The sequence below is a fragment of the Halomonas sabkhae genome (genome assembly GCF_030409265.1).
Lineage (GTDB): Bacteria > Pseudomonadota > Gammaproteobacteria > Pseudomonadales > Halomonadaceae > Halomonas > Halomonas halmophila.
In genome coordinates this window covers 231,346-256,147 of record NZ_JAUFPM010000017.1, presented here as the reverse complement: position 1 = coordinate 256,147, position 24,802 = coordinate 231,346, and the positions used below count along the sequence as shown (strand labels likewise).

Below are 24,802 nucleotides of genomic sequence, written 5' to 3'. Positions count from 1 at the left end.
CATGTCTCGCGTCATCGATATCCCCGCCGCCGACGGCACCATCGACGCCCACATCGTCACGCCCGCTGACGCCGACGGCCCCCTGCCGGCCGTGATACTCCTCTCCGATATCGGCGCCGTGCGCCCCTGCTACCTCGAGAAGGCCCAGCGCATCGCGGACAACGGTTACGCCGTGCTGATGCCCAACATCTACTACCGCGACGCGGCCGGCATCATCGTGCCGGAAGGCAAGTCCTTCCGCGACCCGGATATCCGGCCGAGCCTGGTCGAATACGCCGGCCACCTCACGCCCGAGGCCCAATCCCGCGATTTCACCGCCTGGCTTGACGGCATCGACGCCGCCCCCGAATTCGCCGACGGCGGCATCGCCGTGGTCGGCTACTGCCTGACCGGCGGCTTCGCACTGCGCATGGCGGCCGAGCACCCCGAGCGAATCGTCGCCGCGGCCGGCTTCCACTCCGCCAACCTGGCCAAAGCCGACGACGACAACAGCCCCGTTCAGGTGGTGGGCAATATCCAGGCACGTGTCTACTTCGGCCACGCCGACAAGGACGAACTGCTCCCCGCCGACCAGATCGCTCGCCTGGACGAAGCCCTGGCCAACGCCGGCGTGCACTTCACAACCGAACTCTACAAGGGCGCCCCCCACGGCTACACCGCCAAGGACGCCACCGGCTCCTACCACCCCGAAGCCGATGAACTGCACTACAAACGCCTGGCAACGCTGCTGGAAGAAACCCTGTAAGGCCGCCTACCACCTCCAGCATGCTGGTCCCATGAGGCATAGGACCAGCATGCCGGACATAACTCAGCTGAAGAAATGATCGAGAGAGGCGGCACCGTCATCTGACGGGTGTCTTCGTTCGGCCAAGAGCTGACGTTTAGATCATGCTGATATAACGCTTGGCTTTGCGGCAATTTTGGAGCTGCGCAGCGGTGTAAAAATTGTCCGGCAACAGCGAATTGTTATGAGTAAATTTCACGGCAACGTAACATCCTTTGCAATCTTCTTATTATCAGTCCAGCAACTACTAATATTCTTTTGTTTACACCTCTCAAAGGCTTTCTCCCCTAACAGCCTTCTTGTTTTTTCAAGATTCAAGTCACCTACTTGCTCTTCGCGCTTGGTATTGTCTCGCCAACCGAGAAAGTAAATTTTGTCAGCCTCTTCAGAAACTGAGCGATAGTCTGCAACTTCGTGTGGTGCCGCCTCTTGCGCTGCAAGCGCTTGATTTGGGATATTTTCGTTGAATTCTCTAAAGAAGCTCCATGGACTGAAAGGCCTATCTGGATCGTATTCTAAAGCCAGGACCCGGCAGAGCTCTTTGTAGGTATCGCGATCAAGCCTAGTATCAATATCGAAACCTCTCTCCACCACTATCTCAAAGCTGAAATTTTCAGACTTCACCCCAAAAAGAAGAACAAAAGGGCTTTCATCAACAAAAAAGAAAACATCAAACAGTGCTTTCCCGGACCTGTAGGAGAAGCGGTATCGATCAATATCTTTAGACTTCATGCTCCGATACAGATCGACTAATCCTTCTAATTTCATTAACAGACTCCATCCTACTCATAACGGCGGAGCTAAGCGGCAGCTTAAAGCGCGGTGACATAAGGAGCTGCGCTTTAAGCTGTCCCGCTTGAGCGGCTTTTTAGCGCTCGCCTTTGGTTACATATTTGGCACGAAACTCAGAAACTTCATCCACGAATTCCGAACGATGTATCATGCGATGACAGTTAGAGCACAGAACAGAAAAATCGTTCTTTGGGTCTAGCGTTACCTTCTGGCCCTTTAAGTTACGGACCGGTACCAAATGGTGTGCCTCGATGAAACGACGACCAATCTCTCCGTAATGTTCTTCGAAGTTGAACCCGCAGGCCTGGCAAGTATAGCCATTGGCTTTCTTAGCCTTCTCAGCCAATTTGCGGTTCCTCTCGATTCGCTTATGCTCTCGGAGTAGCGTAGCATCTTCAGTATCAAGGCCAGCTTCATCGTCTTCCGCTGACGCCAAGCCGAGAGGCGCCAGCTCCTTTGTTGCCAAATTCACATACAACTCCATAAATCTCTGGAGATCGTTTCCCAGCTCGACATCCCCCGGGATTGCGCCACGCTCATAGTATCTGGCGCAAATGGAGCCCTGCTGGTAATCTGCCGAGAGGCTTGAGCCTTTCGACGCCTTAAGGTCAATAGGTCCAAGCTCGATGTCAGCATCCACTTTTCCGATACGAGCGGCGTAATCTGATGCTCTCGTACGTAAGGCGTACTTTCGTTGAGAACCATACAGCCTTCGAATAGCTGTCACACCCTGATTTAAGGATATATATATCCCAGAAAAATCTTCTGTGACGAGGTAGACAATATAGAATCCGCTCTGCGCGCTCTCAGTAATAAACCTATCGTAGATTGCAGCCCAAGGCACTGTCGCCCAATTCCCCTTTCCCGGACTCCCATGAACTAAATATCTGTCGTTTTCGCCAATGACCTGGTGGATCGCTTGAGGGATTTCTGTTCTTATGAATTCCGCTACTGAGTTTCCCTGCAGTGGTTGTGTTTTAGCCTTTGGGTACTCTTCGAGAAAGATATTGAGGGCAGCATTCAGACTCATATTTTTCCTTCTTCTTTAACTTTTTGGCACGTTGCCTGGCGCTAACGCGAAGCGCACCGGCGGCCTTTATAGAGCGAAGCGCCGTAAAGGGTGTCCGAGTGACGCGAATTTTTAAATGTTTACATTAATGCACCTGTGCGATCTGCATACCGAAGAACTGCAGCAAGACGCCGAAGAACCCGGTTTGAGGAGATAGTCTTTGGATCGATAAAAACGTCCATTCCTGACCCATACCTCAGTAAATGTTGAGAATAGAGCTGGTTAAGTTCTGTGACTTCCGCTTGCACCCCTCTGGCTCGCAAATTGATTCCAGATACCTGCTCAACCTCTCTCAGCAATTTTTCCAAATTGTGTCCGATGCTTCGTAGCTGAGGTTCGTACTCATCGTAGTTCTGGAGCAAGAGGTAACCCTTCCCCAAGACCTCAATTCCCTGACATAAAAGGTGCAGAACTACGTACTCGTAACCGCCTTGCTTTCGAAGTAGCAAGGCGGCACCGATGAAAGATTTTCCCTTCTCGCACATGGATAATGCGATCAAGCGTTTGCCATGTGGAGCCCAGTTGCTCATGACACCTGAAGGTTCCCTAAATTTAACAGGTATTAGACAGCGCGCTCGTTGATTGACTTGAACGATCGGGCGCGTTCAACATTCTTATGCCGCCACATCAAACCATTGTTTTTTCGATGTTTTTCCGCTGGCGTGGCTATATAATACCAATACACGCGCCTGCTGCCTTTGCTGTCACGTCTGCTTTGGGTCGTGAGCGGCCATTGTGTTCCCACTTCCACCCTGCGAAAAACACCAGATACTGATACCCCGATGGCTCATCTTGTATTTCAGACTGCCACTAAATCAATCATAGGGCCAGACTCGATACGGGTTTCGTTGACTTGGGTCGGGAACGGGTAAATCGGCTGCGTAATTGGCTACGAACCCGACTCCCCTACTCCGCAAAGCGTCGGCGCAGGTAGTCGACAATGTCACTGGATTCGTAGAGCCAGCGCGTTTCTCCATTCTCTTCGATGCGCAGGCAGGGCACCTGGCCCTTGCCGCCACCTTCGATCAAAGCGCGGCGATGTTCGGGGTCGAGGCGGGTGTCGCGGATCTCGATGTTCAGGGCGAGGCGGGTGATCTCGCGGCGCACCCGCACGCAATACGGGCAGCTCCAGAACTGGTAGAGCGCCAGGGCTTCACAGGCACGGTCGACTTCGGCCTGGGCCGCGGCGTCACGGTTTACTTCAGGGGCCGTTCCCAGTTTCTTCGAAACCCAGGTCAGCGGTGCCAGCAAGGTCTGGATCAAGGTTCGCATGTGGTGTTCCTCCTGCCCTCAAAATAAGTCGCTCCGGCATCCCTCGGGACTCGCCCTTTATCCCGTCTCGCGAACCACCAGTTCAACCGGCATCGAGACATGGCGTGGTGGCTTGCCCGCCAGTGCCTCGCCGAGCAGCTCGACGCTCATCTCGGCGATGCCGGCGATGTCCTGGCGCACCGTGGTCAGGGATTCCGCCAGGCTCGGCAGGTCGTCGAAGCCGGTAACCGCGACCTCGTCGGGCACGCTCAGGCCATGATCCTGCAGGGCCGTCAGGCAGCCTCGGGCGAGTTCGTCATTCTCGCAGACCAGACCATCATAGACGTGCGGCTGCTGTTCGAGGCGCCGGCTCAGCCAACGATAACCGGTCAGCGCCGGGTCCAGGTTGGGCGGGATGTCGATCAGCGCGGGCTCGAGGCCGGCTTCATCGAGCGCCTGGCGATAGCCGTTCAGGCGATGCTGGCTGTGGGGGCTCTGCAGGTCGTCACCGACGAAGGCGATGCGATGCCGTCCGCCCTCGATCAAGTGACGGGTGGCCAGGTAGATGCCGTGTCGATCCTCCGGCGCTACCGAGAAGCCCTCCCCGGCCAGACCGATGCGCACGCAGGGCACGCCATGGGAGGCCATCAGCTCGGGGCGCGGGTCGTCGGCGAACTCGCCGAGCAGAATGGCGGCGCCGGCCTGTTCGGGCAGGGTCGCCGTGCGGTCGTGGGCGAAGAAGATCGGCACCATGCCCTGGCGATGCAGCGCCACGGTCAGGTGCTGGTAGAGCAGGATGTAGTAGGGCCGCAGCTCGAAATCGCGGCGTCCCAGCGAGATCCCCACCACGGCGGCCTTGCCGCTGATGAGCTGGCGGGCAGCGGCGCTCGGCTGGTACTCGACGTCGCGGCTGATGGTGAGGATGCGCTCGCGCAGCGCCTCGCTGATGCCAGGCTTGTCGTTGAGCGCGCGGCTGACCGAGGCGATGGAGACGCCCGCCCGCCGCGCGATTTCCCGAATGTTGGCCGTCTTCGCCGCTGCTCTGCCCATTACTTGCCTCGTCTCCGGTGGCCGGCCACGTCGATCGCCATCTACTGCCGCCGACCACTGGATTGTGCCCGATCGAGCCGCTGGGTGCGACTCAGGTGCCCTGCTCCTCCAGGCGCAGGACGCCGCCACGGGCGTCGGAGTCGAAGCAGGCATCCAGCACCTTCTGCAAGGCCGCTCCACGGGCGAAGTCGGGCTGGTCGTTGATGCCACTGGCGACACTATCGACGAAGCGCCGGTAGATGCTCGGCGTCGGCGGCGCCGTGAGTTCGCTCCAGCGAGCAGGATGCACATCCTCGCCGAAGCACACCTCGACCCGGTCACGGGCCGCATCGAGGTCGACGCGCAGCGCGCCGCGGTCGCCGTGGACCGAGAGCGTCAGCGAGTTGTGATGGCCGGTAGCCCAGCGAGTGGCCTGTACGGTGCCCAGCGCGCCGCCGGCAAACTCGACCTGCATCAGGGCGGTATCATTGGCGTCGAGGGTGTACTCGCCGATGCGGTTGTCCGGCGCCTTGTCGAAGCACTTGAGCCGACAGGTCACCGCGGCGATGTCGCCCACCGGGAAGCTGGCGAAATCGAGGATATGCACCCCCACGTCGCCCAGCACGCCCTTGCTGCCGTGGGCCTCGGAGAGGCGCCACAGCCACTGGCTGTCCTGGTCCCAACGGCCCCAGGCGTCGCTCACCAGCCAGCTCTGACGGTAGCTGGCATCGACATGCATCACCCGGCCCAGCCGACCCTCGGCCACCAGCTCGCGGGCCAGCTGGATCGCCGGGGCGTCGCGGTAGCTGAGGTTGACCATGTTGATCACCCCGGCTTCACGGGCCGCCGCCGCCATTTCCTCGGCGTCTGCGGCGTTGGTGGCCAGCGGCTTCTCGCAGAGGACGTGTTTGCCGGCGGCGACGGCGGCCAGTGTCGTCGCCCGGTGGACGCCATCCGGCGTCACGTTGCTCACCGCCTGGATGTCGTCGCGAGCCAGCATGGCCTCGAGGTCGGTATACACCGCCGGGATGCCGTGCTCGTCGGCGAAGGCGTGGGCCTTGTCGCCATCCAGGTCGCAGACCGCCACCAGCTCGACGCCTTCGAGGGCGTGAAACTGCCTGGCATGCTCGCCGGCCATGCCGCCGGCGCCGATGATCGCCAGTCGCATCACTTGAAGCCCTCCTCGCCGGGCTTGTGCAGGCTCTCGCCCTTGACCTCGACGGGATCGGGCGCCTGGTCGGGCGGCACATTGGGGCAGCTGTCGATCCACCGCGAGCCCTCGGGGCACGCCCATTTCACGGCGTTTCTGAGCACTCGCTGTATCTGGGCGTCGTAGTAGATCGGATAGGTTTCGTGGCCGGGGCCGAAGTAAAAGATCTTGCCGTTGCCGCGCTTGTAAGTGAGGCCGGAGCGAAACACCTCGCCGCCCTCGAAGGCACTGATGAACAGCACCTCATCGGGATTGGGCACGGCGAAGGGCTCGCTATACATCTCGCTGTGCGGCAACTCGATATAGCTGCCCAGCCCCTGGACGATGGGATGGCCGGGATTGACCACCCACAACCGTTCGCGCTCGCCCGCCTCGCGCCACCGCAGCGAGCAGGTGGTGCCCATCAGGCGCTTGAAGATCTTCGAGTAATGCGCGGAGTGCAGTGCCAGCAGGCCCATGCCCTGCAGCACTCGGACCTGGACACGGTCAACGATGTCGTCGCGGACCTCGCCATGGGCCGCGTGGCCCCACCACAGCAACACATCGGTATCGTCGAGCAACGCCTCGGGCAGCCCCTGCTCGGGGTCCTGCAGGGTGACGGCGCGCGCCTCGATCTGCGCATCCTGGTTGAGCGCCGCGGCGATGCAGGCGTGCATGCCTTCGGGATAGAGGCGGGCAACTACCTCGTTGGTCTGCTCGTGGACGTTCTCGCCCCAGACCGTGACCTTGATCGTCATGAATTGGCTCCTCTGGATGACGCCCCGGCGGGCGCGATTCACCTGGCTATCGGAACCACTATCGAGAGTGGCGACATGACGACAAAGTAAAGGTTTACGACATGCACGTAAACGTTTACTCAGTGCCACCATGGTCGCATCTCAGCTCATGACGACGCGGGGCACGTATCAGGTACCGGGATCCGGCGAACTACCAGTCGCGCTGGTCTGGCGCTGGGGATCCGCCACGCCGGCTTCGCCGGCATCCCGGCCGGCGGCGTCGCGTCCATCGCCGCGCTCGCTGCTGCCGTCGAGCCGGCCACCGCCGCGCCCTTCCATGCTGACGCTGAGGCGTGGCACGCCGAGATCGACCTCCTGCTCTTCCATGCACTGCTTGAGCAGCAGGTTGAAGGCACGCGCCACATCCCACTGCATTTCCGGTGCGGTGCGAAAGCGCATGCGCAGGATCGGACAGCCATCCTCGAAGGCATGAATGCCCTGCATTTCCAGCGGCGACCAGATGTGATGGCGCATCATCGGGTCCTGGCGCAGCGCCCTGGCGGTTTCATGCATCAGGGTGATGGCATCGTCGATCTTCATGTCGTAGGGGATGCGGATCTTCATCAGGGCCACGCCGAACTGCCGCGACATGTTATGAATCGAGTCGATGCGACTGAAGGTGATGATGTGCACGATGCCATCCAGGTCGCGCAGACGCACCGTGCGCAGCGTGAGCCCTTCCACGGTGCCCATATGGCCATTGATCTGCACGAAGTCGTCCACCGCCAGGGAGTCTTCGATGAGAATGAAGATGCCGGTGATCAGATCCTGCACCAGGGTCTGGGCCCCGAAGCCGATGGCCAGGCCGATGACACCGGCACCGGCGAGCAGCGGCGTGACGTTCACGCCCAGGTTGGCCAGCCCCACGATGGCGGCGATGATCACGATGGTGGCGAAGATCACATTGCGGATCATGGGCGTGATCGTCTGGGCCCGCGCCTGATTGACCCGCCGCCCCCGCGAGCGGGCCGATGACACCAGGGCGCGCTGGATTGCCGTGTCGGCAAAGATCCAGGCCAGCCAGGCCAGTAGGAAGGTAAAGCCGATCCCCAATAACGCCTGGCCGATGCGCACGCTGGCGACTCCCTGGGTGCCGATGCCGATCAGGGAAGCCCCCCAGACCTGCAGCGACAGTTCGGCGAAGGCGATCCAGGCCAGCACATGCCCCAGCGCGTAGCCGAAGCGTTCCAGGCGGCGGCGATACTCGCTGTGTCGACGTTTTTTGGTGCGTTTTTCGGCATGTCGACGCAGCACCCCGGCGACCACCAGCGTCAGCACCAGCAGGGCCGCCGAAATGATCGAACGCGCCAGCGCCGTGCCCACATCGCCGCCGGTGACGAAGATCGCCAGCAATGAACCGCCCACCAGCAACAGCGCCGGCACATGCCAGAGGCCACCGACCACCCGGATCACCTCGGAGGTATTGCTCTTTTCCCGGCGCTGCGAATAGGGCCGGTTGCGGATCAGATGCTTGATGGGACGCTTGAAGCGCAGGATGAAGCGCCCGCTCAGCACGGCCGCCAGGATATTGGCCAGCACCGAGAACAGACTCGCCAGATCGAGGCCGATGAAACTGGTCAACCGCGAGGACTGGAAGGCATCGCCCAGCGCGATCAAGGCGCCGATCATGAACAGCGGGCGCAGGCCGTGGAATTGCAGAATGCGCACGGCCATGAAGCGATGACCGCGCGTGAATACGGCGATGACCGTTTCGACCACCACGGACAGGGCGCGGCCGCACAGCGCGACATAGGCAATCACCAGCGCCGCGGTGCGGCCGGCACTCCCCGGCACCAGCTGGGCGATACCCAGGGTCATGGCGAAGGCCAGAGCCCAGGGCAGCATGCGGCGCAGAAAATGGATCACCATCAGGGAGGCACGCGGCTCGCGCGGCAGGTCCAGCGGCCAGTCGCGTCGCCTGGCCAGCATGCGTCCCAGGGCAATCAGGATCACCAGCAGGCCAGCCCAGATGGCCACCAGCACCATCAGCTCGATGGCAAAACGGACCAGCTCGGCATTGCCGGTGCCGACGATGAGGTCGGTCAGGTCCTCCCAGCCCTCGGTCAGCTTGAGTCGCCAGCCTTCCAGTGGCGAGTCACCGGCCTCGGCCTGCTCCCCCAACTGATTGAAGGTGTCGGCCAGGGCCCCCAGCAGGCCCTGGGGCGAGGTAATGCCCGACTCTTCCGCGGCCGGCTGATTGGCGCTGCGCAACGCTTCCAGGTTTTCCAGCAGCGCCTGTCGCTTGGCGTCATTCTCCAGCGTCGAGATGACCTGATCCAGCGAGGCCTGCAGCTCGGCCGGATCCAGGTTCTCGGCCTGGCGGGCCTCCGCCAGGGCGGAAAGCGGTGCCGGTTGAGCGGCCACGTTCCACGAACCCAGCAATGTCAGACACAACAGCACAACAAGCAAACAGGGGCGCGCGGCAAACAGCATCGGGTCTCCAGTCGCGACTATGAGGCGTAAAAGTGGGTATCATGACATAAATACGCCAGGACGGTGTGTTAGGGTTCCACCACCTGACAACAGGATGACGTCATGACGCCGCAACCGCCACCCACTCCGCGCAATGCCGACGGCCGGACACGCCGGGTCGGCGTCGAAATCGAGTTTGCGGGAATCCCGCCCCAGGATACCGCCGAACTGGTGCAGTCGCTGTTCGGTGGCGAGCTCGATGCCATCAGCGCGCATCGTCTCAAGGTGATCAACACCCGCTGGGGCGACTTCGGCATCGAGCTGGACACCCAATACGCCCACCCTGAACAGCGCTTCGCCCCGGAGTCGGATCCCGACAGCGAATGGCAGCGCATGCGCCAGGATTTTCATAACCGTACCCGCGAACTGATCGGCGACGTGGTGACCGGCCTGGTGCCCACCGAAATCGTCTGCCCGCCGGTGCCCTGGGACGAACTCGACCAGCTCGATGCCCTGTTTGACGCCTTGCGCCAGCGCGGCGCCAAGGGCACCGATGCCAGCCTGCTGTATGGCTTCGGCCTGCACTTGAACCCCGAGGCCGCCAGCCTCGAGACCCGGGACATCCTCGACTGCCTGCGCGCCTACCTGCTGACCGCCCGCTGGCTGCGCGAACAGATCCACGTCGACATCACCCGTGAGGTCCTGCCGCACGCCAACCCCTTCACGCGCGCCTATGCGCTCAAGGTGCTGGACCCGGACTATGAGCCGGACTTGCGGACCCTGATCGACGATTACCTGGAACACAATCCGACGCGTAATCGTGAGCTCGACCTGCTGCCGCTCTTTGCCTACCTGGACCCGGAGCACCCGCACGAGCTGCTCGGTGACCATCTGGTCAAGCCGCGCCCCACCTATCACTACCGGCTGCCCAACGCCCAACTGGCGCAACCCGAATGGGGCGCCAGCCTGGAGTGGAATCGCTGGCTCGAGGTCGAGGTGCTGGCCGCGGCGCCGGATACGCTGGCCGAACGCGGTGCGCAGTACCTGGCGCGCCATCGCCCCGGCTGGCCGCGCCGCTGCTGGAACATGCTGCGACACAAGTTGGGGCGCTGATGTCGGAACGTCCCCTGATCGGCATTACCACGTCCGATCACAAGAGTCGCATCGCCTGGTGGTTCGACTGGTTCGCGATCTGGCGTCATGGCGGCCGACCGCTGCGCCTCTCGCCTTCCCGGGAAGTGCCGGCACGCCTCGACGGCCTGATCATCGGCGGTGGCGATGACATCCAGGCCCACCTGTATGACGCCGAGATGCACCTCGACGTGCGGGTCGACCCGCAGCGCGATGACCTCGAACTGCAGTTGCTGGAACGCTTCATACCAGGCGGCACACCGGTGCTCGGCATCTGCCGTGGCGCCCAGCTGATCAATGTCTATCTGGGCGGCACCCTGGACCCGGACATCTACACCACACACGAAGGCCTCAAGCAGCGGCGTACCGTACTGCCCCGCAAGACGGTGGATATCGTCGGCGCCAGCCAGCTCAATCGGATCCTCAAGGTCACCTGGTGCCGCATCAACAGCCTGCATCACCAGGCGGTTCAGGAAGCCGGCGACGGCATCGAGATCGTCGCCCGCGACCGCGACGGCCTGGTGCAGGGCATCGAATCCCGGCGGCACGACTTCCTGATCGGCGTGCAGTGGCATCCTGAATGGCTGATCTTCAATCGCCCCCAGCAACGCCTGATTCGTGCTCTGGTCGATGCCGCACGACGCCGTTGAACCTCCACACACGAAACAGGCCACCCTGGGGTGGCCTGATAACGTCCTGGTTCAGGGCAGTATTTTACCCCTCCAGCTTGGCATCCAGACTGATCTCGGCATTGAACAGCTTGGACACCGGGCAGCCTTCCTTGGCCTTGTTGGCCGCATCCTCGAAAGCCGCCTGATCCGCGCCCGGAACACTGGCACGGGTCTGTAGATGAATCTTGCTGATGCTGAAGCCGCTCTCATCCTCGACCAGCGAGACGTCGGCCTGTGTGGCAATGCGCTCCGGCGTGTAACCGGCCTCGCCGAGAATCATCGACAACGCCATCGAATAGCAGCTGGCGTGCGCCGCCCCGATCAGTTCTTCGGGGTTGGAACCACCCTCGCCTTCGAAACGCTTGGCAAAGCTGTAGGACGCCTCGTCGAGCACGCCACTTTGCGTAGAGACCGTACCCTTGCCATCCTTCAAACCACCTTGCCAGACAGCGTTTCCGTTCTTCGTGATGCTCATGTCGACTCCTCGTATCCTGGGTTGGTCGCAATCTTGCCCTTGCAGTCTAGACAATGGGGATGACGCCGCTGAGACACAAGGGGCATTGCATCGTGAATAACGGCAACACAGAATGCGGCGCTCAAGCGCACACGCTTTTCAACAGGAGCTGACATGTCGAATCGTCCCGAAGTCACGCTAGCCGCCACTGCCCATGAGCCAGCCGTTACGCTCCCCGCCATCGGCCAGGGAACCTGGTTCATGGGCGAGGGATATGCAACGCACGAGGAAGAAGTCAGTGCCTTGAAGGAAGGGCTGGATCACGGGCTCACCCTCATCGATACCGCCGAGATGTATGCCGAGGGGCAGGCCGAGAAAGTCGTCGGGGATGCCCTGAAGGGCCGACGCGACGAAGCTTTCGTGACCTCCAAGGTGTATCCCTGGAACGCTGGCCGCGACACCGCCATGAAGGCCTGTGAAGATAGCCTGCAGCGCCTGGGCACCGATTATCTCGATCTCTATCTGCTGCACTGGCCGGGCGGCATCCCGATCGACGAGACACTGGAAGCCTTCGAGCGCCTGCGCGATGCCGGCAAGATCCGTCGCTTCGGCGTCTCCAATTTCGATGTCGAGGACATGCGCGCCCTGATCGACCGACCGGGCGGCGAGGCCTGCGCCGCCAACGAGGTGCTGTATCACCTAGGCTCGCGTGGCATCGAATACAGCCTGACGCCCTGGCAGCGTGCTCACGACATACCGGTGATCGCCTACTGCCCGCTCGCCCAGGGTGGCCGTCTGCGCCGTGACATGCTCGATCATCCGGATCTCTTGGCCACGGCCGCCGAGCTGGACCTGACCCCGGCCCAGCTGCTGCTGGCCTGGACCATCCGTCCAGTGGAAGACCAGCACAATATCCTCGCCGTGCCCAAGGCCGCCCAGCGGCAACACGTTCGCGACAACGCCGCCGCCCTGAATGCCAGCCTGGGCGATGACATCCTGGCACGCCTGAACAGCATCTTCCCGTCGGCCGTGGCCAAGGAACCCCTCGACATGGTTTAAGCAACCACTAACCACGTCGCCGCGCAGAAGCCATATAACGAGTCGTGAAGCGAACTTTCGTCCGAGTTGGCGCCCCGATTCGCCTGCAGCGAATGGGCAGCGCCCCCGGACGCCCCGCAGGGTAGTCGCCAGGGATGGCGACGGTAGTGCCGCAATGTTCGGCGCAGGTATTCAAGCAGTGGCTTCCGGGCTGACGTGGCTTGCCAGCCTTACTGCCGACCGCTCAGGCAGGCCGCTTCCCACTCGGTCCTGCCGTATTCCCGGCATAGCCCTTCACGGATCGCATTGCGTTCTTCCGGAGACTTGTGCTGACTGGCCTTGTGCTTGCCGGATATCCGTTCAATGGTCAACTCGATCCCGACAATGGCACGACACATGCCCGCAATATAATCCTCCGGCGCGTCCTCGACCCGCCAGGGCGATGATCGCCCGCCCTCGAACCGCTCGGTCAGCGCAGTGACCATATCCAGCACCCAGTCGGGATCATCGATCAACCGCAGTCGACCATGGACATGTACGACCTGATAATTCCAGGTCGGCACCACCCTCCCGTGTTCACGCTTGGCCGGGTACCAGCCCGGAGTGACATAAGCGTGAGGGCCGTGAAAGATGGCCAGGGCATCACCGCCATCATCCCCCGCCTCCAGGCACGGAACCAGCGGATTGGCACGCGCCACATGACCAATGAGCCGGTCTCGACTCCGGTCATCCTCGGCGGGCTGCAGGAGCAGCGGTAGATGATCCGCACTCAACTGCCCGTCAGCCAGGTTGGTGACCAGGGTCGCAAAGGGGGCCTCAGCGATAACCCGATGACAGTCATCGCGCTGCTCCATGCGGAATCTGGATGGCTGGTGCATGGTCATCCCTCTTGTTCTTGGGCCAGCATCAGCGACGCTAACCCCTGCCGCTGATGCCCGTCCGCATCGAAATTGTCAGGGGCCAGCCAGCGTCGTTGGGCCGCCGCGATCGCCGGCCATTCGCTGTCGATCACGGCATACCAGGCCGTGTCCCGGTTACGGCCGGCGACCACGCAGTGCTGACGAAAGATGCCCTCGTAGCGAAAGCCAAGCCGCTCGGCCGCACGTCGCGACGCGGCATTGAGGGCATCACACTTCCATTCCAGACGCCGATAGCCCTTGCCGAAGGCTTCGGCCATCATCAGCATCAGGGCTTCGCTGGATACCCGGCTGCCCGCCATGCGCGACGAGAAGCTCAAGTGGCCGATCTCGACACGCCCATCGGCGGGTACATCATTGAGATAGGCGCCCATGCCGACGGCCCGCTCATCGGCCTGGTCGATAACGGCAAAACACTGCAATGCCGAATCGGCGCTCATCTCCGCCAACCAGCGCCGGCAGCCGGACAGGTCGGCGAAGGGTCGCCCACCCAGATAGGTCCAGCGAGCCTGGCCGTCCACATCTGCCGCGATGGCGGAGTCCGGCTGCTGCCAGGCCGCCCAGAGGTCGTCGCCATGTCGCCCAGCATCCAGCCGCTCCAGTCGACAATAGTGGCCGGTGATCGATGAGGCTTCGAGTGCATCCGGCGGTGACCAGGCCACGACCTCCAGCCCGACCGGCTGGGCGTAGTCATTATGCGTATATGCCATCCTGTCACTGCACATTCTCAGGCCCCCGTCGCGAGCAGGTAGGTATCGAAGGCCGTGTCATGCTGCCAGCCATGGGCGTGATAGCGGGACTTGGCCCGGGCGTTTTCCACCTGGGTGCGCAGCATCAACTGGGGCACGCCCTGTTCGGCGGCCATCGCCCGCGCGGCCTCCAGCAGGGCACTGCCGGCTCCCTCGCAGCGCGCGTCCGGACTGACATAGAGATCATTGAGGAGCCAGCGCCGCGACAGGCCGGTGGTCGAGGGCACCGGAAACATCTGCACGAAGCCCACGGCCTGCTGGTGCGCATCCTTCGCCATCAGGACATGGGCGTCGCCCTGGATAAAGCGCGCTTCCATGAAACGGCGCGCACCCTCCGGGTCGCTTGGCTGTCGATAGAACTGTCGATATCCATCGACCAGGGGCACCAACTGGTCGAGATCCGCGGATGTTGCCGCAACGATGGTAATCATGTCTCAACTCGCTTTTTCGGGTGACGGAGCCTCAGTCTGCCGCCATAATGGTTCCTCAAGAAGAACCAATACCCCGCATTTGGAAGGAACCAGTGGCCGATCCCAACGCCAACCGCCTGTGGATTCAGGAAGCCTTGAACCTGGAACTGGCCGCGCGCGACGCGCGCCCCCTCAGCCAGCGCCTCTACGATGCCTTGAGAAGCGGTATCCAACAGGGCCGGATGAGCGCCGGTCAGGCACTCCCCTCTTCCCGCCAGTTGGCCACCGAGCTGGGCATCGGCCGCAATACTGTCTTGAGCGCCGTCGACCGGCTGCTTGCCGAGGGCTTTCTGGTGTCCCGTCAGGGCGCGGGGGTCTTCGTCGCCGAATGGCAGTGGGCTCCCAGACCGTCATGCAACGCCGCTCCCGACACCGAGCTGTCGCTATCCCGTCGCGGCCAGCGATTGCTCGACTTCGCCGGCCGCACGGACGAGCGTCCGGCCGCCTTCGCACCGGGCGTGCCGGCCCTGGACCAGTTTCCCCGCGAGCGTTGGCAGCGCCTGCTGCGCCGCCATCAACAAGGCGCCCCGCTCGAGTGGTTCGATTATCAGAGCGCCGGCGGTGTGCGCGCCTTGCGCGACGCCCTGTGCGACTACCTGCAACTCTCGCGCTCGGTGCAATGTCGGCCGGAACAGATCCTCATCACCCAGGGCGCTCAACAGGGCTTCGAACTGATTGCACGCCTGCTGGCCGATGAGGGCGACCGCGTCTGGATGGAGGAGCCCGGCTATGGAGGCGCTCAGGCCTGCTTCGCCTCGGCCGGGCTGCAACTGGAACCCGTGGCGGTGGACGACGCCGGCATGGATGTGGCGTCCCTGCCGGATGCAACGCCCTCCCCCAGACTGATTTACCTGACGCCCTCGCACCAGTATCCGCTCGGTTCGACCCTCTCGCTGGCGCGCCGCACTGCCCTGCTGGGGCTGGCCCAGGCACATGACGCCTGGATCATCGAGGACGACTACGACAGTGAGTTCCGCTACAGCAGTGCGCCCATCGCGTCCTTGCAGGGACTGATGGACAATGCACCGGTCATCTATGTCGGTACCTTCAGCAAGGTACTCTACCCGGGACTCAGGCTCGGTTATCTGGTGCTGCCCCCGTCTCTGGTCGAACCCTTCCAGCGCCTCAATGCCCGCCTGCATCGCGAGGGCCAGTATGTGGCCCAGGCCGCGCTGGCCGACTTCATCAGCGAGGGGCACTTCGCACGCCACGTGGCACGCATGCGCCAGTGCTACCGCCATCGTCAGGCCCTGCTGCGCAACGCCCTGGCCCCTGCCGTGCAACAGGGGCTGCGGCTGTCCTCCGGCCACGCCGGCATGCATCTGGTGGCCTTCCTGGAGAGCCACGCCCTCGAACGCAAGCTGGTCGAACGCGCCAGGCAGGCCGACCTGCTGTTATCGCCGCTGTCCGCTTATTACCAGCAGGGTTCCGGACGCCCCGGGCTGGTACTCGGTTATGCCGGCGCCAGTGACGCCGACATCGAACGCGGCGGCCGTTGGCTGTGCGAGAACTGGATGGCGCTGGCACCCGACGTCACGCCCCAGCGGCCCCGGTGAAGCCGGCAAGCCGCCCCGAGACCTTCGCGGCTGAGCGAGCCTGATCCGGGCCCGATTGCCCTCTCCATCACCGGGCCCGGTGATGCCGGCCTTGTGGGTCAAGAGCCGTTTTACGAACCCGGTACTTCAACGCTATTTATCCCTTCTCGACTTGTAGAAACCCACATCTTGCTCAAGAGTTGGAGTGTCGACGCTGAGTCACGTCAAGCACGTTCGGGGCGTCGAAAAATACAACAAAGCAGGCTGATCACACGAACCTGCCCGGTACGCTCCGAACGCAAGGACCGCTGCATACAACAATTCCTACGCAGGTAATCTTGCATGAGTCAGAGTCTCGAAGTTGAACCGCAGGAGGCGGCGGACGAGAGTGCGTGCTTTGCGCGCTTTCGCAACGTGCAAAAGAGTTATGACGGCCTCGAATTGGTCGTCAAGGATTTTAACCTCGATATACGGCAAGGGGAGTTCGTGACGCTGCTGGGGCCATCAGGCTCCGGGAAGACCACCTGCCTGATGATGATGGCCGGCTTCGAGACGCCCACCCACGGTCAGATCCTGCTGAAGGGCGAGCCCATCAACGATCTGCCACCCCACAAGCGCGGCATCGGCATGGTCTTTCAGAACTATGCCCTTTTTCCTCACATGACGGTGGCGGAAAACCTGGCTTTTCCTCTCGAAGTCCGCCATCTGAGCAAGAGCGACATCAAGCACAAGGTCCACCAGGCCCTGGAAATGGTGCGCCTCGAGGACTTCGGCGACCGACGCCCCGCCCAGTTGTCCGGCGGTCAACAGCAACGCGTGGCCCTGGCCCGAGCCCTGGTGTTCGAACCCAACCTGGTACTCATGGATGAGCCCCTCGGGGCCCTCGACAAGAACCTGCGCGAGGAAATGCAGTACGAGATCAAGCGCATTCATGCGCGACTCGGCGTCACCATGATCTATGTGACCCACGATCAGGCCGAGGCCCTGACCATGTCCGACCGCATTGCCGTTTTCAACGATGGCGTCGTGCAGCAGCTGGCCTCCCCTGAAACGCTTTACGAACAGCCGAATAACGCTTTTGTGGCGTATTTCATCGGCGAGAACAACCGCTTACAGGGAGAAGTCACCGAGCAGCAGGGCGACGATTGCACGGTTCGTCTGGACAGCGGCGAAAGCGTGCTGGCCAAGGCCGTTGCCACCCAGGGGGTGGGCACTCGCACCACCCTTTCCCTGCGACCGGAACGGGTATGCATCGCCGATGATGCCGCTGCTCCCTTCGACAACCAGTTCACGGCCAGTGTCCAGGAAGTGATCTATCTCGGTGACCACCTGCGGACGCGCCTGTCGGTGTGCGGCAGCGAGGAATTCATCCTCAAGACGCCGAACGCCGAAGGATTCGATCACCTGCGTCCCGGGCAGACCATTCAGGTCGGCTGGTCGAGAGCCAACTGTCGCGCCCTGGATATCTAAGGGTGGCCCGGCGGGCATGAAATCCTCCCGGCATTGCCTCTACAACACTGGGAGAACCTGAGCAGCAACGTCATGTCGTGCTCGACATCAACCAAGCAAAGCACAACAACAAGCGGAGAAAGTTGCCATGAGCAAGAACCGAATCTTCAAGGGAACCAGTGTCGCCATTGCTGGACTGGCCGCCTTGCCACTGGCCATTCATGCGCATGCGGAAACGCTCAACATCGTCTCCTGGGGCGGCGCCTACAGCATGAGCCAACAAAAGGCCTACAACGAGCCATGGATGGAAAAGTCCGGCGACGAGATCGTCAATATCGACCGTAGCGGTAATGCCCTGGCGGGACTGCGCGCCCAGAGCCAGGCCGGCAACGTGACCTGGGACATCGTCGACATGCTGCCGGCCGATGCCCTGATCGCCTGTGCCGAAGGGCTCATCGAACCACTCAATCATGACGAGCTGCTGGCCGACGCCCCGGATGGCACTCCCCCCAGCGAGGACTTCGTCGATGGCGCGCTGGACGAGTGTTTCGTGGCCTCGATCGTCTACTCCAATATCGTCGCCTTCAACACCGAGATGTTCCCGGAAGACAACCAGCCCAGCAGCATCGCCGATGTGTTCGACCTGGAGAACTTCCCCGGCAAGCGTACCCTGATGCGCAAGCCGATCAACAACATGGAATGGGCTCTGGTCGCGGACGGCGTGGCCCCCGAGGACGTCTATGATGTGCTCGAGACCGAGGAAGGCATCCAGCGCGCCTTCGCCAAGCTCGACACCATCAAGGACGAGGTCATCTGGTGGGAAGAAGGCGCTCAGCCGCCGCAACTGCTGGCCGACCAGGAGGTGGCCTTCGGCTCCGCCTACAACGGACGTATCTTCAATGCCATGGTGACCGAGGATCAGCCGTTCGAGATCATCTGGGATGCTCAGGTCTTCGAGCTGGATGGTTGGGTCGTGCCCACCGGCAAGCTCGACAAGGTGAAGGACTACCTGCACTTCGCCACCGATACCCAGCGCCTAGCCGATCAGGCCAAGTACATCTCCTATGGACCGGCGCGCAAGTCTTCCTCCCCCATGGTATCGACCCATGCCGAGACCGGTATCGAGATGAAGGAGCACATGCCCACCTACGGCCCCAACTTCGCCACCGCCATTCCCAAGGATGACGAGTTCTGGGCGGACTATAACGACGAGCTGACCCAGCGTTTCAACGCCTGGCTGGCCCAGTAACCCTCTGATCGACACGCTCGGGACATGCCACCGGCATGTCCCGAGACATCCTGTCCATCATGTGCTGGAGGTATCGCGTGTCCCGATCCACATCTGCTTCCAACGCTGCATCGGAAGACTCAACCCAGGCTGAGTCATCCACCCGGTCACCGGCGAGCGAGCTGACCACGGCCGATGGCGTGCCACTCAGGAAAAGCCTGCAGCGGGCGGTGCGCCGCTCGAAGATCAGGGCCTTTCTGCTGGTTTCCCCCCTGCTGCTTTTCCTGATGATCGCCTTCGTCATGCCCATCTTCGAAATGCTCTGGCGCAGCGTCGACAATCCCGAAGTTTCCTCGACGCTGCCCAGGACCGTTAGCGCTTTGCAGGAATGGCAAGGCGACAGCGGTGAACTGCCCGGCGAACCCGTATTTGCCGCACTGGCGGAAGACCTGCGTGAAGGCCAGGCCGAGCGCAACCTGGGACTGCTATCCAGCCGTCTCAATTACGAACAATCCGGCATGCGTTCGACGATCAGCCGCACCGCTCGTCGGTTGCGCAACCTCGAGCCGCCGTATCGCGAGTCACTGATCGAGGTCAACGAGGACTGGGGCAATGTGGACACCTGGCGCATCATCAAGCGCGAATCCTCTCCCTATACCCTGTCCTACTACCTGGCAGCGATCGACAAGAAATACTCCCCCAGCGGTGAAATCGTCTCGGTTCCCGATTACATGAAGATTCACGGCACGCTGTTCTGGCGGACCTTCTGGATGAGTGCCGTGATCACCCTGGCGACCCTGGCACTGGGCTTTCCGATTGCCTTCCTGCTCGCCAACCTGCCCCTGCGACGCTCCAACCTGTTGATGATCCTGGTACTCCTGCCGTTCTGGACCTCCCTCCTGGTGCGCACCACGACCTGGATCGCGATTCTCCAGTCGCAGGGCGTACTCAACGACATGATGGTCGCTATCGGCATCATTGCCGATGAAGCTCGCTGGCAAATGATCCACAACAAGCTCGGCACGATCATCGCCATGACGCACATTCTGCTGCCGTTCATGATCCTGCCGCTTTACTCGGTAATGAAGACCATCCCGCCGAGTTACATGCGTGCCGCCCGCTCGCTCGGCGGCAAGTCCTTCCTGTCATTTCGACGGGTCTATTTCCCTTTGACCATCCCGGGGATTGCCGCCGGCAGCATCCTGGTCTTCATTCTGTCGATCGGCTACTACATCACCCCGGCGCTGGTGGGTGGACAGTCCGGGCGCTTCATCACCAACTACATCGCCTATCACATGCAGACCTCGCTGAACTGGGGCCTGGCCGCGGCGATTGCCTCGATCCTGCTGTTCGTGGTGGTGGTGTTCTATCTGGTGTTCAACCGACTGGTCGGTATCGACAAGGTCAAACTGGGGTAAGTCATGGCCATTCCATCCTATGCCACGCGCGGCGAGAGAATCTGGCACTACGTGTTCCTGGGCCTGTGCTCGCTGATCTTTCTGTTCCTGGTCGGCCCGCTGCTGGTCATCATTCCTCTTTCCTTCAACGCGGAACCCTACTTCACCTTTTCCGAAGCCATGCTGCGCCTGGACCCGGCGGGCTACTCGCTGCGCTGGTATGAAGAGTTCTTCACCTCGAGCGAATGGCTCAATTCGATCAAGAACAGCTTCATCATCGGCATTGCCTCGACCTTTCTGGCCACCGTGCTGGGCACCATCGCGGCATTGGGTCTGTCGAGTCGCCACATGCCGGCGCGCGGGGCCATCATGGCACTGCTGATCTCGCCGATGATCGTGCCACTGATCATCTCGGCGGCCGCCATGTTCTTCTTCTTTTCCAAGATCAACCTGGCCCAGACCTACCTGGGTGTGGTGCTCGCGCACACCGCACTGGGTATCCCCTTCGTGGTCATCACGGTGACGGCGACACTGTCGAGTTTCGACACCACCCTGATCCGCGCCGCACATGGCCTCGGGGCCAACCCGACCCGGACCTTCTTCAAGGTGGTCCTGCCGCTCGTCACCCCGGGGGTCGTCTCCGGGGCGTTATTCGCCTTCATCACGTCCTTCGACGAGATCGTGGTGGTACTGTTCATCGCCGGCGCCGAGCAACGCACCATGCCGATTCAGATGTGGTCAGGGATTCGCGAACAGATCAGTCCGACCATCCTGGCGGTCGCCACCCTGCTGGTGCTGCTCTCGATGCTGCTGTTGACCACCCTGGAGCTCTTGCGTCGTCGCAACGAGAGGATGCGTGGGATGGCGCCGGGCTGACAGCCCCGGGCCGTGCCCATGCTTGCCATGCGCCGGGTCGGGTGTTTGCTCACTCGGCGGACCAGGGATGAAATCGATAGCCGACCCCGGGCACCGTCTCGACAAGCCCTGCCTGGTCACCCAGCTTGCGCCGTAATCCGACCACCACGGCATCGACCTTGTTACTGCCCTCGGTGTAGCGGCTGCCCCATACCATGGCCAGCAGTCGCTCCCGCGCGAGCGCCTCGCCCGGGTGATCGAGCAGACAGGCCAGTACCCCGGCTTCCAGCGGCGTCAAACGGATGCGTCGATCCTGGCGGACCAGCTCGTGCGCCTGTCGATCGAGCATCAGCGTATCCCGGGGCACCCCGAGCTCTTCGGCCGCCAGGCGTGCCAGCCAGCCATCCACCGAGCGCGGGCCGAAATCCAGAGCCGCCGAGTGATAGGGGATTCCGTCAAGCGTCACGACCCGCTCCGCAAGCCGCCTGAAACCCAGCGTCTCGGCCACGGCGGCATAGGGCGCGAGATCGGCGAGGACCAGATGGACACGACGCAATGCCGGCCGCATGGCCATGTAGTCACGCTTCAGCGCCAGCCAGCAGGCGGCCTGCACCTCCCCCGGCCGCTCCCCTTCTTCGCGCCCCAGCCACCGGCGAATGAAGAGTACCCGCTGCCCAGCGGGCAACGGATCCTCCTCCAGGGCCTGGCACCAGGCCGCTGTCACCGGGTCCTCGGCCAGACACTCGGGCGGCGCCTGCGCCGGGTCGAAGCAACAACACAGGCCCTGGCACTCACCCCGGGCATCGCGCACCACCCGGAAGGCCTCGGGCATCGCCTGCCACCAGTGCCATAGCGCCCGGGCAGCCTGCGGTCCCTCGTGGCGATCGATGATCGCTTTCAGCGAGGTGGCATCCTCGGCCCTGGCGGGCTCCACCGCCAGCTCGTTGCGGTCGGAGGGAAAGAAGGCCTCGCGCACCACGGGATTCTCGATCAGATACAGCAGGTCCGCCGTGCATCGCCACAGCTCGCGACGCCCCGAGGCTGTCGTCTGCGCCACCAGTGCCTGCCAGGCGCGCGCCCGGTAAGCGGCGTGGCGCTGCGGGTCACGCGCGTGAAGGCTGCGACCGAGCGCTTCGCGCACCATGTCATGCAGCCTCAGGCCATCCGGCCAGGCCTCGACGACGTCCAGCGAACGCAGGCTGGCGTAGGCGGCAGCGGACGAGGCGCCGGGAAACATCGCCTGCAACACGGGCTCCGAGACACGTCGCACCAGACTGGCGCCTTCCAGCAATTGACACTGGAAGTGCTCGGGAATATCGGCCAGATACAGCTCGGCAAGCTGATCCATGATCTCTTGCAGGGATGCCTCGGGCAGCCGGACATCCGGGTGCGCCGGCAATAGTGCGGCGGCCAGCCGGATGGCCAGTGGATGCCCATGCAACCGCTGGCGCAGATGGCCAGCCTGCGCCGCGGAAAAGCCCAGCCGCCGCAACCACGCCTCCGCCGCCGCGTCGGCCAGCGCCTCCAGGTGCAAGCAGCGCACGGGTTCTGCATGGCCATCGAACCACCCGGTGGCCGGGCGATGACGGCCACTCAGCAACAGTCGCACGCCCTCGGGCAGCCGCGGTATCAGCGACTGGCGGAGCCACACCTCCAGCAGGCACAAGGATTCCATGGCATCCACGACGATGATCAGCGGCCCCTTGCGGCCGTCTCCGAGCAGCGCATCGAGCCGCCCCGATGCCGCCATCCGGCACCCCGACACCTCTTCCAGGGCCGCCATGAAGCCATCGGGTGTCGGCTCCACCTCGCGACCATCGAGGCACAGGCATGGCACATCCGCCTGCCCGACCTGCTGCACGAAGTGTCCCAGCAGCATGCTCTTGCCGATACCCGCCACGCCATGCAGCCATAGCACCCGGGGCCCCTGCTCATCCAGCAGTGCCATCAATTGCTCGAGTTCGACATCCCGGCCGACCATGAGCTCCCTGGTGCCCGGGATGAGTCCCGCCGGTTGTGTCATCGCCTCTCACCGCCTGCCGTGTCCTGTCAGATTAGCAAGGCCAGGTCCGCCTGACCCGGAGCAATCCTCATGGAATTCTCATCGACGCCTCGTGAATGCAGCTCCTCCAGGCGCTATACCTGAAGCAGAGGGCACGGGAGTGGTTTCTCCTGGATCGCCCAACGCCATTCATGCCTTCATCGAGGAGGACGAATCATGACTACCCAATGGCGAGTCGCAGGCACCTATTTCGAGGCCTGCACCTGCAAGGGGGCCTGCCCCTGCCTGTTTGGCGGCGACCCCACCGAAGGCAGCTGTGATGCGCTGGTCGCCTGGCACATCGCGCAAGGCCATATGTACGACCTCGCCCTGGACGGCTTGAACCTGGCCATGGCCCTGCATGTGCCGGGCAACATGACGGCCGGCGACTGGCGTGTCGTGGTCTATGTCGATGCAGACGCCAGCCAGCCACAACACGATGCACTGATACAGATCTTCGGCGGTTCCGTGGGCGGCCATCCGGCTACCCTGGCAGGCTTCGTCGGCGAGATCCTGGGCGTCGAGTCGCTGCCGATGCGCTATCTAATCGAGGGCCGCCATCACCGGCTCGACGTCGGCGACGTCGCGAGTGCTTCACTGACGGCCATCGAGGGACAGAATGGTGGCGAGGTCACGCTCAGCGGCCATCCGGTCGCCGTGGCACCGGGCAACAGCGGCACCCTGGCATGCTCGGAACATGTCTCGCATCAGGGCCACGGCCTCGACTGGCAATTCGGGGGACGCACCGCCTTCTATTCGGCCTTCCAGTACGAGGCGGCGTGATACGCCCGGGAGACATTCACCATGACCGTGCTGTCATTAGCCTCATTCCGCCAGGGTCAAGGCTGGCTACTCGCCGGCCTCAGCGTGGCGACACTACTCAGCTGGTGGTATCTGGTGCACATGGCCAACGGCATGCCGTCCATGCAGGCCCCGATGCCCTTTCGCCCCTGGGCCACCTTGAGCATGTGGGTGGTGATGATGATCGCCATGATGCTGCCGAGTGCCGCACCCGGCATCATGATGCTGGCGGCGTCACGTCCCCAGGGTCGGCATGCCGCGCTCTTGCCCTACCTGTTCACGCTCGGCTACCTGCTGGCCTGGGTCGCTTACTCGGCCCTGGCCACGGCCGCACAATGGGGGCTGCATGCCTCGGACATGCTGACACCGGCCCAGGCGCTGCGCAGCGAGCTCCTCGCCGGCTTGATGCTGGCGGCCGCCGGCATCTTCCAGTGGACACCCTGGAAGCAGGCCTGCCTGCGCTATTGTCGCAGCCCGCTGGGCATGCTCGCCGAGGGCTTCCCGGGCACAGCCTGGCGCACCCTGACCGCCGGCATGCGGCTGGGGGTCTATTGTGCGGGTTGCTGCTGGGCGCTCATGGCCCTGATGTTCGTCGGTGGCGTGATGAGCCTGGCCTGGATGGCCGCCTTGACGCTGATCATCCTGCTGGAAAAGCTCATCTCGCCCTGGCAGTGGCTGGCCAACCTGCTGGGCCTGGGGTTGGTGGCGCTGGGCGTGCTGATACTTGTCGGCTAGGGACGGAG

At 62.7% G+C, this 24,802-nt stretch carries 24 protein-coding genes; 11 read left to right on the top strand and 13 right to left on the bottom strand.

The genetic code is table 11. The annotated features are described in order from the left end of the window. Position 1: 1 nt before the first annotated feature. Complete coding sequence (locus QWY79_RS11965) at positions 2 to 745, top strand: dienelactone hydrolase family protein (RefSeq protein WP_290273009.1); 744 nt, start codon at positions 2 to 4, stop codon at positions 743 to 745. A gap of 234 nt (positions 746 to 979) precedes the next feature. Here QWY79_RS11965 and QWY79_RS11960 read toward each other — a convergent pair whose 3' ends face one another. From QWY79_RS11960 to QWY79_RS11925, 8 genes are all read right to left on the bottom strand, one after another. Further along, a complete protein-coding gene (locus tag QWY79_RS11960; RefSeq protein ID WP_290273007.1) occupies positions 980 to 1,552 on the bottom strand; it encodes a DUF6037 family protein in 573 nt (190 codons plus the stop codon). 100 nt (positions 1,553 to 1,652) lie between these two features. Next, positions 1,653 to 2,606, bottom strand: coding sequence for an MrcB family domain-containing protein (locus QWY79_RS11955; protein WP_290273005.1), 954 nt, complete (start codon positions 2,604 to 2,606; stop codon positions 1,653 to 1,655). Between the two features lie 119 nt (positions 2,607 to 2,725). Beyond that, a complete protein-coding gene (locus QWY79_RS11950) occupies positions 2,726 to 3,175 on the bottom strand; it encodes a hypothetical protein (RefSeq protein WP_290273003.1) in 450 nt (149 codons plus the stop codon). 376 nt (positions 3,176 to 3,551) lie between these two features. Next, positions 3,552 to 3,917 carry a glutaredoxin family protein gene (locus tag QWY79_RS11945; RefSeq protein ID WP_290273002.1) on the bottom strand — a complete coding sequence of 122 codons (366 nt, stop codon included), beginning with the start codon at positions 3,915 to 3,917 and terminating at the stop codon, positions 3,552 to 3,554. Positions 3,918 to 3,974: 57 nt separating this feature from the next. Further along, on the bottom strand, positions 3,975 to 4,946 hold the full coding sequence (locus QWY79_RS11940; protein ID WP_290273000.1) for a LacI family DNA-binding transcriptional regulator: 972 nt from the start codon (positions 4,944 to 4,946) through the stop codon (positions 3,975 to 3,977). Between the two features lie 91 nt (positions 4,947 to 5,037). Beyond that, positions 5,038 to 6,093 (bottom strand): Gfo/Idh/MocA family protein, encoded by a 1,056-nt coding sequence (locus QWY79_RS11935; protein ID WP_290273447.1) that lies wholly within the window; start codon positions 6,091 to 6,093, stop codon positions 5,038 to 5,040. Then, a complete protein-coding gene (locus QWY79_RS11930; RefSeq protein ID WP_290272999.1) occupies positions 6,093 to 6,872 on the bottom strand; it encodes a ThuA domain-containing protein in 780 nt (259 codons plus the stop codon). Before QWY79_RS11930 ends, QWY79_RS11935 begins: the two co-directional genes overlap by 1 nt. A 168-nt stretch (positions 6,873 to 7,040) precedes the next feature. After that, the gene (locus QWY79_RS11925) at positions 7,041 to 9,344 is read right to left on the bottom strand and encodes a mechanosensitive ion channel family protein (RefSeq protein ID WP_290272997.1); all 2,304 of its coding nucleotides are present in this window, start codon (positions 9,342 to 9,344) and stop codon (positions 7,041 to 7,043) included. Between the two features lie 102 nt (positions 9,345 to 9,446). On the opposite strand from QWY79_RS11925, the gene QWY79_RS11920 reads away from it, so the two are divergent. Together QWY79_RS11920 and QWY79_RS11915 are read left to right on the top strand one after the other, a co-directional pair. Next, positions 9,447 to 10,436: an amidoligase family protein gene (locus QWY79_RS11920; RefSeq protein WP_290272995.1), complete on the top strand. Its 990-nt coding sequence runs from the start codon at positions 9,447 to 9,449 to the stop codon at positions 10,434 to 10,436. Further along, positions 10,436 to 11,104, top strand: coding sequence for a gamma-glutamyl-gamma-aminobutyrate hydrolase family protein (locus QWY79_RS11915; RefSeq protein WP_290272993.1), 669 nt, complete (start codon positions 10,436 to 10,438; stop codon positions 11,102 to 11,104). Before QWY79_RS11920 ends, QWY79_RS11915 begins: the two co-directional genes overlap by 1 nt. Before the next feature lie 64 nt (positions 11,105 to 11,168). Here QWY79_RS11915 and QWY79_RS11910 read toward each other — a convergent pair whose 3' ends face one another. Continuing rightward, on the bottom strand, positions 11,169 to 11,600 hold the full coding sequence (locus QWY79_RS11910; RefSeq protein ID WP_290272991.1) for an OsmC family protein: 432 nt from the start codon (positions 11,598 to 11,600) through the stop codon (positions 11,169 to 11,171). Positions 11,601 to 11,753: 153 nt separating this feature from the next. On the opposite strand from QWY79_RS11910, the gene QWY79_RS11905 reads away from it, so the two are divergent. Then, the gene (locus tag QWY79_RS11905) at positions 11,754 to 12,638 is read left to right on the top strand and encodes an aldo/keto reductase (protein WP_290272989.1); all 885 of its coding nucleotides are present in this window, start codon (positions 11,754 to 11,756) and stop codon (positions 12,636 to 12,638) included. 209 nt (positions 12,639 to 12,847) lie between these two features. On the opposite strand, the gene QWY79_RS11900 is transcribed toward QWY79_RS11905, so the two are convergent. Genes QWY79_RS11900 through QWY79_RS11890 form a run of 3 tightly spaced genes read right to left on the bottom strand, consistent with a single transcriptional unit; the run spans position 12,848 to position 14,714 of the window. Beyond that, complete coding sequence (locus tag QWY79_RS11900) at positions 12,848 to 13,495, bottom strand: FMN-binding negative transcriptional regulator (protein WP_290272987.1); 648 nt, start codon at positions 13,493 to 13,495, stop codon at positions 12,848 to 12,850. Between the two features lie 2 nt (positions 13,496 to 13,497). Next, positions 13,498 to 14,244, bottom strand: a complete 747-nt coding sequence (locus QWY79_RS11895; protein WP_290272985.1) for a GNAT family N-acetyltransferase — start codon at positions 14,242 to 14,244, stop codon at positions 13,498 to 13,500. Between the two features lie 17 nt (positions 14,245 to 14,261). Continuing rightward, on the bottom strand, positions 14,262 to 14,714 hold the full coding sequence (locus QWY79_RS11890) for a GNAT family N-acetyltransferase (RefSeq protein WP_290272983.1): 453 nt from the start codon (positions 14,712 to 14,714) through the stop codon (positions 14,262 to 14,264). Positions 14,715 to 14,806: 92 nt separating this feature from the next. Here QWY79_RS11890 and pdxR point away from each other — a divergent pair, with 92 nt between their 5' ends. The 5 genes from pdxR to QWY79_RS11865 all read left to right on the top strand — a co-directional run bounded on the left by pdxR (position 14,807) and on the right by QWY79_RS11865 (position 21,238). Then, complete coding sequence (pdxR, locus tag QWY79_RS11885; protein ID WP_290272981.1) at positions 14,807 to 16,309, top strand: MocR-like pyridoxine biosynthesis transcription factor PdxR; 1,503 nt, start codon at positions 14,807 to 14,809, stop codon at positions 16,307 to 16,309. Between the two features lie 321 nt (positions 16,310 to 16,630). After that, complete coding sequence (locus QWY79_RS11880) at positions 16,631 to 17,758, top strand: ABC transporter ATP-binding protein (protein WP_290272979.1); 1,128 nt, start codon at positions 16,631 to 16,633, stop codon at positions 17,756 to 17,758. Positions 17,759 to 17,885: 127 nt separating this feature from the next. Continuing rightward, positions 17,886 to 18,986 (top strand): extracellular solute-binding protein, encoded by a 1,101-nt coding sequence (locus tag QWY79_RS11875; protein ID WP_290272977.1) that lies wholly within the window; start codon positions 17,886 to 17,888, stop codon positions 18,984 to 18,986. A 77-nt stretch (positions 18,987 to 19,063) separates the two neighbouring features. Continuing rightward, complete coding sequence (locus QWY79_RS11870) at positions 19,064 to 20,383, top strand: ABC transporter permease (protein WP_290272975.1); 1,320 nt, start codon at positions 19,064 to 19,066, stop codon at positions 20,381 to 20,383. A gap of 3 nt (positions 20,384 to 20,386) precedes the next feature. Further along, complete coding sequence (locus QWY79_RS11865; RefSeq protein ID WP_290272973.1) at positions 20,387 to 21,238, top strand: ABC transporter permease; 852 nt, start codon at positions 20,387 to 20,389, stop codon at positions 21,236 to 21,238. Positions 21,239 to 21,287: 49 nt separating this feature from the next. Here QWY79_RS11865 and QWY79_RS11860 read toward each other — a convergent pair whose 3' ends face one another. Next, positions 21,288 to 23,240 (bottom strand): winged helix-turn-helix domain-containing protein, encoded by a 1,953-nt coding sequence (locus tag QWY79_RS11860; protein WP_290272971.1) that lies wholly within the window; start codon positions 23,238 to 23,240, stop codon positions 21,288 to 21,290. A 195-nt stretch (positions 23,241 to 23,435) separates the two neighbouring features. Between QWY79_RS11860 and QWY79_RS11855 the strand changes: the two genes are divergently transcribed. Then, the gene (locus QWY79_RS11855) at positions 23,436 to 24,041 is read left to right on the top strand and encodes a DUF1326 domain-containing protein (protein WP_290272969.1); all 606 of its coding nucleotides are present in this window, start codon (positions 23,436 to 23,438) and stop codon (positions 24,039 to 24,041) included. A gap of 21 nt (positions 24,042 to 24,062) precedes the next feature. Further along, on the top strand, positions 24,063 to 24,794 hold the full coding sequence (locus tag QWY79_RS11850; protein WP_290272967.1) for a DUF2182 domain-containing protein: 732 nt from the start codon (positions 24,063 to 24,065) through the stop codon (positions 24,792 to 24,794). Positions 24,795 to 24,802: the final 8 nt, after the last annotated feature.

Coding starts and splice junctions, on each gene's coding strand:
- QWY79_RS11860 (WP_290272971.1), bottom strand. CDS start 23,240: ATGACACAACCGGCGGGACTCATCCCGGGCACCAGGGAGCTCATGGTC.
- QWY79_RS11955 (WP_290273005.1), bottom strand. CDS start 2,606: ATGAGTCTGAATGCTGCCCTCAATATCTTTCTCGAAGAGTACCCAAAG.
- QWY79_RS11850 (WP_290272967.1), top strand. CDS start 24,063: ATGACCGTGCTGTCATTAGCCTCATTCCGCCAGGGTCAAGGCTGGCTA.
- QWY79_RS11900 (WP_290272987.1), bottom strand. CDS start 13,495: ATGCACCAGCCATCCAGATTCCGCATGGAGCAGCGCGATGACTGTCAT.
- QWY79_RS11965 (WP_290273009.1), top strand. CDS start 2: ATGTCTCGCGTCATCGATATCCCCGCCGCCGACGGCACCATCGACGCC.
- QWY79_RS11930 (WP_290272999.1), bottom strand. CDS start 6,872: ATGACGATCAAGGTCACGGTCTGGGGCGAGAACGTCCACGAGCAGACC.
- QWY79_RS11905 (WP_290272989.1), top strand. CDS start 11,754: ATGTCGAATCGTCCCGAAGTCACGCTAGCCGCCACTGCCCATGAGCCA.
- QWY79_RS11935 (WP_290273447.1), bottom strand. CDS start 6,093: ATGCGACTGGCGATCATCGGCGCCGGCGGCATGGCCGGCGAGCATGCC.
- QWY79_RS11875 (WP_290272977.1), top strand. CDS start 17,886: ATGAGCAAGAACCGAATCTTCAAGGGAACCAGTGTCGCCATTGCTGGA.
- QWY79_RS11910 (WP_290272991.1), bottom strand. CDS start 11,600: ATGAGCATCACGAAGAACGGAAACGCTGTCTGGCAAGGTGGTTTGAAG.
- QWY79_RS11945 (WP_290273002.1), bottom strand. CDS start 3,917: ATGCGAACCTTGATCCAGACCTTGCTGGCACCGCTGACCTGGGTTTCG.
- QWY79_RS11925 (WP_290272997.1), bottom strand. CDS start 9,344: ATGCTGTTTGCCGCGCGCCCCTGTTTGCTTGTTGTGCTGTTGTGTCTG.
- QWY79_RS11960 (WP_290273007.1), bottom strand. CDS start 1,552: ATGAAATTAGAAGGATTAGTCGATCTGTATCGGAGCATGAAGTCTAAA.
- QWY79_RS11890 (WP_290272983.1), bottom strand. CDS start 14,714: ATGATTACCATCGTTGCGGCAACATCCGCGGATCTCGACCAGTTGGTG.
- QWY79_RS11880 (WP_290272979.1), top strand. CDS start 16,631: ATGAGTCAGAGTCTCGAAGTTGAACCGCAGGAGGCGGCGGACGAGAGT.
- QWY79_RS11865 (WP_290272973.1), top strand. CDS start 20,387: ATGGCCATTCCATCCTATGCCACGCGCGGCGAGAGAATCTGGCACTAC.
- QWY79_RS11855 (WP_290272969.1), top strand. CDS start 23,436: ATGACTACCCAATGGCGAGTCGCAGGCACCTATTTCGAGGCCTGCACC.
- QWY79_RS11950 (WP_290273003.1), bottom strand. CDS start 3,175: ATGAGCAACTGGGCTCCACATGGCAAACGCTTGATCGCATTATCCATG.
- QWY79_RS11940 (WP_290273000.1), bottom strand. CDS start 4,946: ATGGGCAGAGCAGCGGCGAAGACGGCCAACATTCGGGAAATCGCGCGG.
- QWY79_RS11895 (WP_290272985.1), bottom strand. CDS start 14,244: ATGGCATATACGCATAATGACTACGCCCAGCCGGTCGGGCTGGAGGTC.
- QWY79_RS11915 (WP_290272993.1), top strand. CDS start 10,436: ATGTCGGAACGTCCCCTGATCGGCATTACCACGTCCGATCACAAGAGT.
- QWY79_RS11920 (WP_290272995.1), top strand. CDS start 9,447: ATGACGCCGCAACCGCCACCCACTCCGCGCAATGCCGACGGCCGGACA.